Here is a 14,645-nt window from a genome sequence, read left to right as displayed (position 1 = left end):
GAGAAGCATGGGGGAGGGTGCGTTTAGGGGCTGTTTTTCAAAAAAGAGGCTCTAAACGTAAATACCTCTATAAAGCAAAAAGACACCGCATGCGGTGTCTTTTTGCTTTATAGAGGTAACTCAAATTATACAGAGAAACTGTCGCCGCAGCCGCAGGTACGGCTGGCGTTAGGGTTATTGAAGTAGAAGCCTTTGCCGTTTAGTCCGTCAGAGAAGTCTAGCTCAGTGCCAGCCAGGTAGAGGAAGCTTTTCATGTCAACCACTACCTTTACGCCCTTGTCTTCAAACTCCTGGTCCATGGGTTTCACTTCGTCATCAAAGTCCAGCTTGTAAGACAGACCCGAGCAACCGCCGCCGGCCACAGAGGCCCTTAGGCGGAAGTTATCATCTAGCTGGGCATCTTGCTTCAGCTTGAGTACTTTTTCTTTTGCTTTATCAGAAACGGTAATCATACGCGTATCCTTTCTTAATTTAGGAGACTGGGTTCAGCACCACACTGAAAACCGTGATGGTGTGGATGTCCCGGCCATAATATAGTTTGTCCAGCGCGTCATACATATTCGTCGCCCGGAAGTAGGAGGTGTTCAGTTCCCGCTCGCCCCGGGCCACCCATTGGATGGTAAAGGAGCTTTCCTGGTCGCGGTACTGGCGCACGTACTCCCACATTTTCCGCAACGCATCCACCCGGTCATAACCTGTCTCTGTGTGAAACAGGAACGACTGGTGGTGGCGAGGGTTCACCGTAATCAAATCTAGCCGCATCCGGTCTTCCATAGGGCGGAAATCAAACAGCAGCTGACTTCCCTCTAAACCTAAATGGTCTTCTATCTGCTTCTGTATACGGGCACTTTCTACGTGCACGTTAGTGGAAACATCCATGCGGGTGCGGCTTGAGGTGGTTGATTAATGGTGAGATTTAGCCTCTACCAATGGCTCCAGACCGTTTTTCACGCGGTAGTCATTGATCGCCGCTTTGATGGCGTCTTCTGCCAGAACAGAGCAGTGAATCTTCACCGGCGGTAAGGCCAGCTCTTCCACAATCTCCATGTTGTCAATGGCCAGGGCCTCGTCAACAGTTTTGCCTTTCAGCCACTCGGTAGCCAGAGAGGAAGAAGCAATGGCAGAACCACAGCCGAAGGTTTTGAACTTGGCATCGGTGATTACCTGGTTCTGGTCAACCTCAATCTGCAGGCGCATAACGTCGCCGCACTCAGGGGCACCCACTAAACCGGTACCCACGTTGTTTTTAGATTTGTCCAGCGTACCTACGTTGCGTGGGTTGCTGTAATGGTCAATTACTTTATCTGAATAAGCCATAGCTTTAATTAATTAAAAATGAAGAATTATGAATTGAGAATTAGAGTTAAGTAACTAATATATACGCTTTTAATTCAAAGCTGATACTTCTTAATTACCAATTCCTAATTCTCAATTGAAATTAGTGTTCTGCCCACTCTACAGAGTCAAGGTCAATACCTTCTTTGAACATTTCCCACAGCGGAGAGAGTTCACGGAGTTTGGTCACGGCTTCTTTCACGTGGCTGATGGCATAATCCACTTCCTCATCGGTAGTGAAACGGCTTAAGCCGAAACGCAGGGAAGAGTGCGCCAGGTCATCGCTCATGCCCATGGCTTTGAGCACGTAAGAAGGCTCCAAAGAAGCAGAAGTACAGGCAGAGCCGGAAGACACGGCAATGTCTTTCACGCCCATCATGAGGCCTTCACCCTCTACATATTTAAAGGAGATGTTGCTCACGTGCGGCAGACGGCTCTCTTTGTTGCCATTCAGGTAAGACTCTTCCATTTGCAGCAACTCGCGCTCCAGACGGTCACGCATGGCCACAATGCGGGCGGTGTCAGCTTCCATGTCCAGGCGGCAGATTTCGGCGGCTTTGCCTAAACCTACAATACCGGGCACGTTCAAGGTACCGGAACGCATGCCGCGCTCGTGTCCGCCACCGTCCATCTGGGCGGTTACTTTCACTCTTGGGTTTTTGCGGCGTACGTACAGGGCACCCACACCTTTAGGGCCGTACATTTTGTGGCCTGAGAAGGCCATGAGGTCAATACCATCGGCCTCTACGTCTACCGGAATTTTACCCACGGCTTGGGTGGCATCTGAGAAGAACAGCACCCCGTGCTTCTTGGCAATGCGGCCAATTTCTCTGATAGGCTGTACCACACCCACCTCGTTGTTTCCGTACATGATGGAAATCAAGATGGTTTTGTCTGTGATGGCGGCTTCCAGTTCTTGTAAGTCGATCAAGCCTTCTGAATTCACTTGCAGATAGGTTACCTGCCCGCCCAGTTTCTCAATGTGCTTGCAGGTATCCAGCACGGCTTTATGCTCTGTGGTGGCCGTAATGATATGGTTCCCTTTGGAAGCGTACATCTCAAACACCCCTTTAATGGCCAGGTTGTCTGATTCAGTAGCCCCGGAGGTGAAAATCAATTCTTTGGGATTGCAGTTGATAAGAGCCGCAATCTGCTCACGGGCGTAATCAACGGCTTCCTCGGCAGCCCAACCAAAAGGGTGGTTGCGGGAAGCAGCGTTGCCGAAGTGATTGGTAAAGTAGGGCAACATGGCCTCCAACACGCGCGGATCCATGGGCGTGGTGGCGTTGTTATCTAAATAAATCGGAAATTTCAGCATCTTCGTCAGTAGTTTTCCTATGTAATGGCTAATCAAAAAACAGAATCTTGACTCAGTTAGTTTGATTTGCAGGCAAAATTACACAAAAATCGTCAGTTAGAATAAGTTTAAATAAACCGTATGCAGGTAGAGCACATAGGCATTGCCGTAAAAAATTGCAATGACGCGAATCATTTGTTTGAAAATTTATTAGGCATAGCCCCTTATAAAGCCGAAAAAGTGGAAAGCGAGGCCGTAAACACGTCTTTTTTCCACGTGGGGAACACCAAAATCGAACTGTTGGAGGCCACTTCTGAAAACAGTGCCATTGCCAAGTTCATTGAGAAGCGGGGCGAAGGAATCCACCACATCGCGTTTGAGGTGGAGGACATTTACGCCGAGATGGAACGCCTCAAAAGCCAGGGATTCCAGCTCCTGAACGAGGCCCCTAAACGCGGCGCCGACAACAAATTAGTCTGCTTTGTGCACCCAAAATCAGCGAACGGAGTCTTGGTGGAACTGTGCCAGGAGATACGGGGATAGCGGTTTTTTGCCTTTAGGGGCTGTTTTTCCAGAAAATGGTTAAAACTGGAAAGGGTGCCAGACGGCGCAGTTCCTCTGGGCACGGTGAGGTCTGGAACCTAGGCCTAGAAGCGGGTGGGAACCATGTCAAGAAGAGATTTGGCCGGTAGGTATGGTGGTAACTGCAGGCGCATTTTACTTTCCTAAAGGATACCAGGTGAGATTTAGGTAAACTTATACGTTGCGCGTCACTCGCAGCTCCCTTCCGCCGCCAACCTATGACCATCGGCGGTGCTCTCCAGACCTAGCGTCTCCGGAGAACCTGTGAACGTCTGCGTTAGTCTCCCTTTCCGTTTAGGGGCTGTTTTTAGAAAAACAGCCCCTAAACAGGTGCCTTGCGCAAGTTTGCCAATGCCTGTCTGTTCCCCTACCTTTGCAGCCCTGAGCGCAGCCTTCGCCAACGGCGGAAGCAGTGCGTATAAAATTTTGAATCAGACTCTTGCCCATGACCACGCCCGACATCTCTTTGCCCGATCATCCTGTTTTTGCCGTAGTGGCCCAAGCCGCCCAGGAACTGAACACCGAGGCCTACGTGATTGGCGGTTTCGTGCGGGATCTGGTGCTTAAGCGCCCCAGCAAAGACATTGATGTGGTCTGCATTGGCAACGGCATTGACTTAGCCCAGCGGGTGGCCAGTAAACTGCCCAACAAACCCAAAGTGGCCGTGTTCAAGAACTTCGGGACGGCCATGCTCAAGACCGAGGATGGTTGGGAAGTGGAGTTTGTGGGCGCCAGGAAAGAATCTTACCGTTCAGACTCCCGCAAGCCGGAAGTGGAGCAGGGCACGCTGGAAGATGACCTTAACCGCCGCGACTTCACCATCAACGCCATGGGCATCAGCCTGAACCAGAAAACCTACGGGCAGCTGATTGACCGCTTTGAGGGCATGAAAGACATCCGGCGCAAGAACATTAAGACGCCGCTGGAGCCGGGCATCACGTTTTCAGATGACCCGCTGCGCATGATGCGCGCCATCCGGTTTGCCACCCAGCTCAACTTTGACATAGACCCAGACACGTTTGACGCCATCGCGGAGAACAAGGAGCGCATCAAGATAGTCTCGCAGGAGCGTATCACAGATGAGCTGAACAAGATCATTCTGGCCAAGAATCCTTCTTACGGGTTCAAGCTGCTGTTCCAGAGTGGGTTGCTGCACCTCATCTTCCCCAAGATGGTGAAACTGCAGGGCGTGGAGACCATCAACAAGAACTCGCACAAAGACAATTTTTACCATACCCTGCAAGTGCTGGACAACGTGGCCGACGTCTCTGATGACCTCTGGCTCCGCTGGGCCGCCATCCTGCATGACATCGCCAAACCAGAGACCAAGCGCTACAACGAGAAAGTAGGCTGGACCTTTCACGGCCACGAAGACCGCGGGGCGCGCCAGGTGCCCAAGATCTTCGCCGATTTAAAACTGCCCCTCAACGACCACATGAAACAGGTGCAGAAACTGGTGCGGCTGCACCTGCGGCCCATCGCGCTGGTGAAGGAAACCGTCACCGATTCTGCCATCCGGCGCTTGTTGTTTGAGGCCGGTGACGATATTGACCTGCTCATGCAGCTCTGCAAAGCCGATATCACCTCCAAGAACAGTGACAAGGTGAAGCGCTACCTGCAAAACTTTGCCAAGGTGGAGCAGAAACTGAAGGAGGTGGAGGAGAAAGACCAGCTACGCAATTTCCAACCAGTCATTACCGGCGACTTGATCATGCAGACCTTCGGGATTTCTCCGTCTAAAGAAGTGGGTATTCTGAAGAACGCCATCACGGAGGCCATTCTGGAAGGCGAGATCCGGAATGAATATGAGGAAGCCTTTGCGTTTCTGCTGGAAAGAGGCAAAAAGCTGGGCTTAACGCCGGTGGCTTCGGCGTAAGCTCATCTAAAGTTTTACATAAACTGAGGCTTTGCGTTTAGGGGCCGATTTCGCAAAAACGGCCCCTAAACGCAAAGCCTCAGTTTTTTTTCTGGAGCAGACGAAGTTCCAGATCATGGAGGGATAACCTCAGGAACTACTGGGTGCCCTAAAACAAAAAAGGAGGACTTTGCCAGAAGCGCGTCCTCCTCATGCCAAAGCAGCTCAAGAAATCCAAAAAAGAGTGCCTTGGGTACTTTGCGTTTAGGGGCTCTTTTTCCAAAAAGAGCCCCTAAACGCAAAGCTTATTTCTTGCGGCTGATGTGGGAGCCGCCCGATTGATTTGTGTCTACCTGTTGTACTTCGCCTAGGTACTGCACTGAGCTGGCCCCGCTGGCCTCGGCCACCAGACGTTCTTTCACGTTGAACACGCCTTCGCTGGCCCCGCTCAAGTCTACATTGGCTCTCACCGAAACCAATTTTGAAGCTTCCACATGGCTGGCACCGCTGGCATTTACCGCCAAGTCATCGGCGTGGCCTTTGAGCAGGGTTTTGGCGGCCCCGCTGATGTCCACGTCTAACTGACCGGTGCTGATGTTGGAGGCCACCTCACTGGCCCCGGACTGCTTGATGGTGAAGCTCTCAGGGGCAAACCCTATGATCTCGGCCTTGGCAGCCCCACTGATGTCCACGGTGGAAAGGTCTGGGGTTTCTACTTCAATCAAGACAGGTTGCTGGCCCATTTCCCAGAGCCGCAGGAACTCAGAGTCGCGTTTGATTTTGAGCACGCCGTTCTGCACCCTCAGTTGTAGTTTTTCCAGCTCTTTCTCGGTGCCCGTTACCCGCACGTGGTGGCGGAATGACTGCCGCACCCGAATGTGGTAAGCGCCGCCCGCTTCAATTTCCTCAAATTCACGCACGTTGTAGATTTTGGAGACTCCGTCATACTCATCTTTCAGGATAGAAAGGTCATCGTCTAAGCTGGCGGCCACGGTGGGCTTAGCGCCGGAGGCTTGGGCGGCGGTGTCTACCACGCTACAGGTGAGGCAAACCAGACGGCCTTCTTTTACTTGCCAGGTGTTGCCAGACAGATCATCTGCGTTGTATTCTCCATTGGTGACCGCATTGGCGAAATGGTTCGCGAATCCTTCTGAGAAGCGCAGCTGCTTGCCTTCCGGCACCAGAATCTTCAGGTCTAAGTCTTGGTCACGGAAGGTGGCGTTTGGCTTGAAGGTGAAAGCATCATCAAAGCGGAGAACCGAGTCTTGCTGCACCAGTTTGTACGTGATCATCTGGGCATTTTTGATGGCGTCTTCCTCGTTCAGACCTCTGGACTTGAACGTCTGCACCAATCTAACGTCTGTGCCGTTGTATCCTTCCAGCGTCACGTTCATGCGGTGACCGTAGTCATGCGAGGATTCTCTGATGTTGAATACCAGTGTGTTGTGGGCCGCCACAGGGAAGCTCTGCTCTTGCACGTACTCGCCAGACTCTTGGTAGTAGCGGGCGGTAGTGAAGATACCGGTGATAAGCGCCGCGGTAGCCAGTAACCAAACCCCCAGCATTGACCAGCCCACCGTAGGGCGCAGGAAGAACTTTTTGGCCAGCAAGCCAACGCCCAGCAGAAACAGTAACAGCGCCGGAATAATGCCTGTGAAGAAGCCTGCCCACACCAGCCAAGACGGCACCGCATTAAAGAAAGCCGAAGCAGGAATCTCCCCGAAATTAAAATATTCCGGCTGCTCAAAGACACCCAAGCCCACCATGAGGGCCACCAGCAGCGCCACCATGAAGCTACCGGCCACTACCATCATCATGAGTCCGGCAAATACCCGCACAATGGTGACCAAGGCTGCCATCAACGGATTAAGCACTCTGGACAGCGCCTTGATCACCTGTGAGACCAAACGTACCGGAAATAGCAGTACTTTTGCCAAGGTGCTCTCCTGTCCGTTGGCGTCCTGCATGTGCAAGCTATTTTTCACAGATTCTTCAATGCTGGAGAGCGTGACGGGGTTTCCCTGCATCTGCATCCTTTCTGTAATACTTTTGGCCTCTGGTACGGCTATCCAGAGAAGGATGTAAGGCAGTAACCCAATCCCGAAGATGAAGAAGAACACCAGGAACAACAGCCGGATAATGGCCACGTCTGCCCCAAAGTAGATGGCTATGCCGCTGGCCACCCCGCCTAATTTCTTGTCAACGGGGTCTCTGAAAAGTTTGCGGACCGGAATATCTGGCAGAGACTCGTTCTCAGGCAGAGCCACCCAGCAAATGCCGTAGAGAATCACGCCTAATAAGGTGAACCCACCAGTGAAAGGCACGCCCAGCACCAGCAGCACAAACGCCAGCCTGACCCAGATGGGGTCCATCTGCAGGTAGTTGGCAATGCCAGAAGCCACCCCCGCCAGTATCTTGCGGTTTACATCACGGTACAGGCGTTTTTGCTCTATAGGGGCGGCGGCAAAGGGAGGAGGCGTAGCACCCTGGGCCTGACCGGTAGAAGCCTCGGCTTCATCTGGTTCCACCACGGTCTCAAAATCTGCGATGGTTCCCATCTGAGCGATGAGAGCCTGTACGTCTTCGCGCGAAATCACCTGTTTGCCGGGGTTAAGACGCGAGAAGAAGATCTCTGCTATGCGTGACTCAATGTCTGCCACAATCTCCTCATGCCCTTCATAAGAAGAGAAGTAAGTCTTTATGGCGGCAAGGTACTGACTCAACATCTCGTAGCCGTCTTCCTCCACATGGAAGATCATGCCTTGCAGGTTGACACTTATGTTCTTTTTCATGGCTAGTTGGATTTCTTGCGGTTGATGATGAAGGTGGTGGAATCTACCAGTTCCTGCCAAGTAAGGCGGAGCTGCTCTAAGAACTCGGTGCCGGTGGCGGTGAGTTTGTAGTATTTGCGGGGCGGCCCTGAGGTGGACTCCACCCAGGAGTAGTCTAAGAGTCCGGCGTTCTTCAGTCTGGTCAGCAAGGGGTAAAGCGTACCCTCCACAACAATCATCTTGGCGGCGGTCAGCTCCTCCAGCATGTCAGAGGCGTAGACCTCGCCGCGGGCGATGATCTCCAGAATGCAGTACTCCAGAATCCCTTTCCGCATCTGCACTTGTGTGTTTTCTACTTTCATGGTCTGTGAGTCTGAATGATTGATACAAATATATAACTAGGTACTATGTAAAACAAGGTACTGTTAAAATATATTTTTTGTTGCCGTTTCCAGGTAAATTCTCATTGTGGTAAACACGTAGGGGGCAACGGGGGCAGAAACAGAAAAAGGCCTGCAAGAAATATGGTATTTGTGGAACAGAGAAGGAGAAATGGTTGTAATAAGCCGTAAGGTAAAATGTTATTTAATAGAGAGGTAACTCTATATTTGCTGCCTGATCCCGTATATTGAATTATTAAGTGTCCTTTATGATAAAAAAATTTGTACCCATCCTTTTTCTTCTTGTTTCACTCCTGTTTTCTGACGCAGTTCAGGCCCAGGATATTTCTGCGCCTAAGTACAGCAACGAGTTCCTCAACATAGGGGTAGGAGCCAGGGCTTTAGGAATGGGAGGAGTCCAATCAGCCATTGTGCGCGATGCCACGGCAGGATTCTGGAACCCGGCAGGCCTGGTGGGCATGCCCAAGCGCCATAATGCCGTATATATGCACTCTGAGCTGTTTGCGGGCATCATCAAGAACGATTATGCCGCCTATGCCACCAACCTGGATACTGCCAGCGCTCTGGCTTTTTCGGTGATTAGAGTGGGGGTGGATGATATTGCTGATACCCGGCGTCTGCAGAATGAGTACGGGGCTATCCAGTACGACAGTATTGAGTTCTTCTCCGTAGCCGATTACGCATTTCAGGCTTCCTATGCCCGTAGAAGCAATCTCATCCCCGGCCTTACTTTGGGGGCCAATGCCAAAATCATTTACCGCAACGTAGGAAAATTCGCGAACGCCTGGGGGTTTGGCTTGGATGCCGGAGCACAGCTGCGCCGGGGTAACTGGCATTTTGGGTTAATGGCCAAAGACATCACCACCACCTTCACCGCCTGGAAGCTAAATCCAGATGAACTGGAGGCTACTTATCTGCAGGAAGAGAATTCCTTCAACGCCAACAGCATAGAAGTAACGCTGCCCCGCCTGATTTTGGGGGTTGGACGCTCTTTCCAGTTTGCCAAAAAGTTCTCGGCCCTAGTGGCTACTGATCTGGAAGTGACCACAGACGGGAAACGCAATACCCTTATCTCTACCGGGGTAGTCTCAGTAGATCCTAAAATTGGGGTTGAGGTGGGGTATGCCAATGCTGTGTATGTCCGCGGCGGACTCAACAATGTCCAGAAGATTGAAGACCTCAACGGGAAAAGCAGCTGGAAACCGCAACCCAACTTTGGGGTAGGAGTTGCCACCCATGACTTGCAGTTAGATTTGGCCCTGTCCAAGGTCTCTGATAACTCCCAAGTCTCTTCCGTGATTGTTTCTTTGGCCTATAGTTTTGATTGATTTTTCGTGCGAGTGAGTAATATGAAAACACCTTTCCAGTTAAAATACCTCTTCCTAATTTCTTTTCTGGCCTTGGCTATGGTTGGCTTGGTACAACCTTCCTTTGGGCAGCAGCAAGTCTACGGAAATGAGTGGATCAACTACAGCCAGAAATACTATAAAATAAAAGTACCTGCCACAGGTATTTACAGGTTGGATTACACTTATCTGCAGGCAGCCGGCATCACAGGCGTGAACCCACAGAACTTTCAGCTTTACCGCCGCGGTCAGGAGGTTGCCATACATGTGGAAGGTCAGGCAGACGGTTCTTTTGACAACAATGATTTCATTGAGTTCTACGGTGAGAAGAACGATGGAACCTTAGACCGGGAGCTATACAAAGATGCGGACCGCCACCACATCAACCCCTACTACAGCTTATATACCGATACCGCCGCCTACTTCCTGACCTGGTCCTCCACGCCCGGTAAAAGGATGGAGGCCTATAACCAAAGCTCTGCCGGTTTAACACCAGAGCCATGGCATTTGCAGGAGTATATCTTTTTTGACAATGGTGAATATGCGAAAGGGGAGCGGTATGGTGAGAACTATATGTCCTGGATGGATGCAGGCGAAGGGTACACGGGCGGCTCTACCGCAGGGTTCACCTTTAACCTGCCCGGTATGGTTTCCAATATATTTAGTGGAGGAGTGGCTCCCAAAGTGGAGATCGCGTTTGTGGGGGCCAATAGCAACAGCCACGAAGTGGATGTATTTGTGAGACCCCCAGGGGGAGCGGAAAGACTTGTGGGAACAGTAAGAATGAATGGATTTGGCGCTACAAAGAGTCAATTCACCTTAGCCGCCACAGACTTTGCCACAGACGGAAAGCTTGTGCTCCGTATCACCGCGAAAAATACTGCCTCCCGGTTCCGCACTGTCTATTTCAAGACAATTTACGCTCAGTCAAACACGATAACCACCCAAGGCTTACCTCTGAGTACAGAAGCCCCTACCACGGCTCCTCTTTTTTATGTTTTTGGCGGTGGCACCGCTGCAAATGCAATAGGCTATGACGTCACTTCACAGACAAATATTAAAAGAATCTCTGGTACGGTAGCCGGTGTCCAAAAAGGCTTCGTATTTCCTGAAGGTTTCCAAAAAGGAATGTTATGGTCTGGGAACAGTTTAGTTCCGTCACCTGCCAGAGAGATAAAGTTCAGATCTGTTGCCGGTAGTCAGGCCAATTATTTGATTATCTCCCATGAGATCCTGATGCAGTCTAGTGGTTCTTCCACTAATCCAGTGAAAGACTATGCCGCGTATAGAGCCTCCGCTCTGGGTGGGGGGTATGACACGCTCACCATGGAGGTAGGTCAGATTTATAACCAGTTCTTTTATGGAGATAAATCTCCCGCCGCCATTAGGAGATACATGAAGTACATGATAGCAAACGGCAAACCTGAATATCTGTTTTTGATAGGTAAGGGGTTGGAGGCAGATGATATAAGAGTTCGAAATAACCCAAGTGCGCTTACGGTGAAAGATTTGGTACCCACCGGTGGTACTCCTGGTTCTGATGTCTTCTTTACCGCTGACTGGGAAACGGGAAAATATATTCCTAAAGTAGCCACAGGACGTATTCCCGCAAATTCTGCGCAAGAAGTACTCAATTTTCTGGCTAAAATCAAACAACATGAAAGCCTGCCGCAGAACTTGGATTGGAGGAAGAATATTCTTCATCTAGGTGGTGGTACAGAGGGGGCAGAGCGCAATAAGTTAGCCGCTTATCTCCGTTCATATGAGCAGATTGCGGAAGGCAAGTGGCTGGGTGCGAATGTGGTCACTAAAATCAGAAGCTCTACTGCTGGTTTGGATACCGTCAATGTGGCGAAAGAGCTGAATGCTGGTTTAAGTCTGATCACTTTCTTTGGGCACAGTTCCACCACTACCTCAGACTTAGACATAGGATTGGTGTCAAATGTATTGTCTGGCTACCGGAATAACGGGAAGTATCCCATGATCTTAATGAACGGCTGTAACGTAGGGAACAGCTTTATTCCTGGTAAATCATTTGGGGAGGATTGGCTTCTAACGGCAGACAAAGGTGCTATTGCCTTTGTAGGGCACGCCAGTTACGGGTACCCAGATCTGTTGAATGTATTCAGTACCTACTTTTACCAAACCACGTTTGCAGACTCCAGTTATTACGGGAAGTCGTTAGGGGTGCAGCATAATGAGGTGTTGCGTAACATATCAGAGAAGCTCTCCGGAAATCATGCAACAGCCATGGCCATGCAAATGGTTTTACAAACAGATCCGGCGCTGGTGCTTTTTGCACCCGAGAAACCAGATTACACAGTTGTGAATGGAGGAATGAAAATTGCTTCTCCAGACGGAAAACCTGTTACCGCCACCTCAGAAAAGTTTGTGCTGTCCGTAGATGTGAGAAACCTGGGGAAAGTGAGTACATCACCTTGGTATGTGTCTGTAACACGCACCCTTGAAAACGGGACTGAGCTATTGTATGACCGTATCAAAGTGCCACCGGTATTCTACCGGGAAACGCTTCAGTTGGAATTGGAGGGCAGAACAACAGATGCCGCCGGTGTCAATACCTTCAGAATAAAACTGGATCATACAGACACCATTGCTGAAATAGATGAAACCAACAACCAGGCTACTCTGGAAATGTTCTTTCCAAGAAGTGGGGTAGTGGCACTGGCTCCGCATGAATACGGGATTGTGTCTGCTAACAAGGTAAAACTGGTGGGGCAATCCACAGATCTGCTTACAGCTGCCAGAGATTATTATTTTGAGATAGACACCACAAGTACTTTTGATAGCCCTTGGAAGAAGAGTCATACAGTGACAGCCTCCTTGTTACCTGTCTGGGAAGTTGAACTTCCGGAAACGGGGATGCCTAAAGATAGCATGGTGTACTTCTGGCGGTTGAAATACAATACTATTGCTGACGATGAAGAAGCCGTTTGGGCTATGAGCTCCTTCCGGCATATTCCAGAAAGTCAGAATGGGTGGTCACAGGCCAAGTTGGGGCAGTTAGATAAAGCTAGTATCTCAAAAATTGAGATTAATAACAAAGACAATAGGTTAGACTTCACACCACTGTACAAAAGCATCTTGATAAAAGGTGGCGGAGGCGGATTGCCCATGTCTAAAAGCGCTCCCTTTGGGATTTTTATTGACAACAATGCCTTCTTCTGGGACAATTGCGGCTATACCAGACCAAATATATTGGCCATGGTGTTCAACAATGTCACGTTAGAGCCTTATACCGCCATGCCTGAGAACACAGGTAGTAGATGTGGTCTGGCCGGATTGTTCGTTTACCAGTTCGCAGATTTATCAAGATCTTCTAACCAAGACAAACTGGAAGCATTCCTGAAAGCGGTGCCTGCCGGATACCACGTGGCATTGGTAGGGATCAACTCAGTGCCATATACCAGTTTTAAAGCATCCCTGAAGGAAGCTTTTAGAGGAGTGGGGTCTGTGTTGATCAATGAGTTGAAAACCGGTGATCCGTTTGTGTTGCTGGGGCAGAAAGGGGCAGCTTCTGGTAGTGCTCTTGAAATGGGGGCAACTGATACAGACACTACGCCACGCAACATGCAGGCCGTGCAAATAGAAAAAGTTCTGCAGGTGAAAGACCAGCAGGGCACCATTACCTCTTCATTGATTGGGCCTGCCACTGAATGGAGATCTCTGCACTACCAAATGAAGCTGGAAGACACAGACAGTTACCAATTAGACATTATTGGGATAGACAAAGATGCCCAGGAAACCGTGTTGGCTTCAGATGTGAAGGCCTCTACCTATACCTTGGATAATGTGAGTGCGATTACTTATCCTTACCTCAAACTGAGGCTAAATCTCATGGACGAAGGCCTCAGAACGGCACCGCAGTTAAGCCAATGGACCGTGTTGTATGAAGGGGTGCCCGAAGGGCTGTTGCGCCCAGATTTGGTTGGGGTAAGCAAGTACCAGAAAATCTCTGAGCAAGCTGCCACCGGCGAGGTGAACCTGGATTTCGCTTTTCATAACGTGAGTGACATCAGCTTCTCAGACTCCCTAACGGTAGAGACCACCCTGTTTGATGCCAACGGCGGCAGCACCGTGAAAAGGTTTAGGGTAATGCCGCTGGAGAAGGAAGATACGGTTTTCTTCAACCACAAATTCTCCACGCTCAATCTCAAAGGCAGCAACCGGTTACGGGTAACGGTAAACCCAAGGTTATTGCCAGAGCAGAATTACCTGAACAACACGCTGGAGCTACCTTTCACCAGCGAGGTGTCGGCTGGGATGCCGCCGGTGCTGGATGTGGTGTTTGATGGGGTTCGTATTCTGGACGGGGATCTGGTGTCGCCGAGTCCCTTGATCAGTATGGTGCTCAAAGACAACAACCGCAAAATCCCTATCACTGATCCTGCTTCCATGAAAGTATACCTCAAAAAGCCCGGTGCCGACTTTGAGGAACTGGACGTAAGGGCGAACCCGAACATCCGGTGGTTCCCCGCCGATGGCGAGAAAGATTTCAGGGTAGAGTATCAGCCGGAGAAGTTGGAGAACGGTACCTATACCCTGGAGGTGCAGGGAGTGGATGCGCAGGGCCAACGCGCCGGCAGTGAGCGGTACAGCGTCAATTTCATGGTGGAAAATGAGTCTACTATCTCCAATTTCTATCCGTACCCTAACCCTTTCTCGTCTAAGACTCGGTTTGTGTTCACGTTGACGGGCAGTACCATTCCTGCTAAGATGAAAATTCAGATCATGACCGTGACCGGGAAGGTGATCAGGGAGATTCAGAAGGAAGAATTGGGAGCCATCAAGATCGGAAACAACATCTCTGAGTTCGCCTGGGACGGTACTGATGAATTTGGGGACCGCCTCGCCAACGGAGTATACCTCTACCGGGTCGTGATTGACAATGGGCCTGAGGAAATGAAGCACCGTGGCACCAGTGGCGATAAAGCCTTTAAGAAAGGGTACGGTAAAATCTATATCCTGAGGTAAACCATACGTTTAGGGGCTGTTTTTCAAAAAAGAGCCCCTAAACGCAAAACGCCAAAAGAAAATGCC

At 50.3% G+C, this 14,645-nt stretch carries 10 protein-coding genes; 4 read left to right on the top strand and 6 right to left on the bottom strand.

Features of this window, described 5'->3' with window-relative positions:
• Positions 1–125: 125 nt before the first annotated feature.
• The 4 genes from EFA69_RS05695 to EFA69_RS05680 all read right to left on the bottom strand — a co-directional run bounded on the left by EFA69_RS05695 (position 126) and on the right by EFA69_RS05680 (position 2,653).
• Positions 126–452 carry a HesB/IscA family protein gene (locus EFA69_RS05695; protein WP_123132131.1) on the bottom strand — a complete coding sequence of 109 codons (327 nt, stop codon included), beginning with the start codon at positions 450–452 and terminating at the stop codon, positions 126–128.
• Positions 453–471: 19 nt separating this feature from the next.
• Positions 472–879 (bottom strand): hypothetical protein, encoded by a 408-nt coding sequence (locus EFA69_RS05690; RefSeq protein WP_123132130.1) that lies wholly within the window; start codon positions 877–879, stop codon positions 472–474.
• 24 nt (positions 880–903) lie between these two features.
• Positions 904–1,317, bottom strand: coding sequence for a Fe-S cluster assembly scaffold IscU (gene iscU, locus EFA69_RS05685; protein ID WP_123132129.1), 414 nt, complete (start codon positions 1,315–1,317; stop codon positions 904–906).
• A gap of 121 nt (positions 1,318–1,438) precedes the next feature.
• A complete protein-coding gene (locus EFA69_RS05680; protein WP_317125621.1) occupies positions 1,439–2,653 on the bottom strand; it encodes an IscS subfamily cysteine desulfurase in 1,215 nt (404 codons plus the stop codon).
• Between the two features lie 120 nt (positions 2,654–2,773).
• On the opposite strand from EFA69_RS05680, the gene mce reads away from it, so the two are divergent.
• On the top strand, positions 2,774–3,175 hold the full coding sequence (gene mce, locus EFA69_RS05675; RefSeq protein WP_123132128.1) for a methylmalonyl-CoA epimerase: 402 nt from the start codon (positions 2,774–2,776) through the stop codon (positions 3,173–3,175).
• Positions 3,176–3,659: 484 nt separating this feature from the next.
• Positions 3,660–5,090, top strand: coding sequence for a CCA tRNA nucleotidyltransferase (locus EFA69_RS05665; RefSeq protein ID WP_123132126.1), 1,431 nt, complete (start codon positions 3,660–3,662; stop codon positions 5,088–5,090).
• Positions 5,091–5,374: 284 nt separating this feature from the next.
• Here EFA69_RS05665 and EFA69_RS05660 read toward each other — a convergent pair whose 3' ends face one another.
• Together EFA69_RS05660 and EFA69_RS05655 are read right to left on the bottom strand one after the other, a co-directional pair.
• On the bottom strand, positions 5,375–7,861 hold the full coding sequence (locus tag EFA69_RS05660) for a PspC domain-containing protein (protein ID WP_123132125.1): 2,487 nt from the start codon (positions 7,859–7,861) through the stop codon (positions 5,375–5,377).
• Between the two features lie 2 nt (positions 7,862–7,863).
• Positions 7,864–8,202, bottom strand: coding sequence for a PadR family transcriptional regulator (locus EFA69_RS05655; RefSeq protein ID WP_123132124.1), 339 nt, complete (start codon positions 8,200–8,202; stop codon positions 7,864–7,866).
• Positions 8,203–8,489: 287 nt separating this feature from the next.
• Here EFA69_RS05655 and EFA69_RS05650 point away from each other — a divergent pair, with 287 nt between their 5' ends.
• On the top strand, positions 8,490–9,569 hold the full coding sequence (locus tag EFA69_RS05650; RefSeq protein WP_148041272.1) for a putative type IX sorting system protein PorV2: 1,080 nt from the start codon (positions 8,490–8,492) through the stop codon (positions 9,567–9,569).
• A 21-nt stretch (positions 9,570–9,590) separates the two neighbouring features.
• The gene (gene porU2 / locus EFA69_RS05645) at positions 9,591–14,579 is read left to right on the top strand and encodes a putative type IX secretion system sortase PorU2 (protein WP_123132123.1); all 4,989 of its coding nucleotides are present in this window, start codon (positions 9,591–9,593) and stop codon (positions 14,577–14,579) included.
• The last annotated feature ends 66 nt before the right edge of the window (positions 14,580–14,645 follow it).

This window comes from Rufibacter immobilis (assembly GCF_003721565.1).
GTDB classification, from domain to species: domain Bacteria; phylum Bacteroidota; class Bacteroidia; order Cytophagales; family Hymenobacteraceae; genus Nibribacter; species Nibribacter immobilis.
This window is presented reverse-complemented; position numbering and strand designations above follow the sequence as displayed.

What these genes read in the sequence shown, in the direction of transcription:
- iscU (WP_123132129.1), bottom strand. Translation starts at nt 1,317, where the DNA reads ATGGCTTATTCAGATAAAGTAATTGACCATTACAGCAACCCACGCAAC.
- mce (WP_123132128.1), top strand. Translation starts at nt 2,774, where the DNA reads ATGCAGGTAGAGCACATAGGCATTGCCGTAAAAAATTGCAATGACGCG.
- EFA69_RS05655 (WP_123132124.1), bottom strand. Translation starts at nt 8,202, where the DNA reads ATGAAAGTAGAAAACACACAAGTGCAGATGCGGAAAGGGATTCTGGAG.
- porU2 (WP_123132123.1), top strand. Translation starts at nt 9,591, where the DNA reads ATGAAAACACCTTTCCAGTTAAAATACCTCTTCCTAATTTCTTTTCTG.
- EFA69_RS05650 (WP_148041272.1), top strand. Translation starts at nt 8,490, where the DNA reads ATGATAAAAAAATTTGTACCCATCCTTTTTCTTCTTGTTTCACTCCTG.
- EFA69_RS05695 (WP_123132131.1), bottom strand. Translation starts at nt 452, where the DNA reads ATGATTACCGTTTCTGATAAAGCAAAAGAAAAAGTACTCAAGCTGAAG.
- EFA69_RS05660 (WP_123132125.1), bottom strand. Translation starts at nt 7,861, where the DNA reads ATGAAAAAGAACATAAGTGTCAACCTGCAAGGCATGATCTTCCATGTG.
- EFA69_RS05690 (WP_123132130.1), bottom strand. Translation starts at nt 879, where the DNA reads ATGGATGTTTCCACTAACGTGCACGTAGAAAGTGCCCGTATACAGAAG.
- EFA69_RS05680 (WP_317125621.1), bottom strand. Translation starts at nt 2,653, where the DNA reads ATGCTGAAATTTCCGATTTATTTAGATAACAACGCCACCACGCCCATG.
- EFA69_RS05665 (WP_123132126.1), top strand. Translation starts at nt 3,660, where the DNA reads ATGACCACGCCCGACATCTCTTTGCCCGATCATCCTGTTTTTGCCGTA.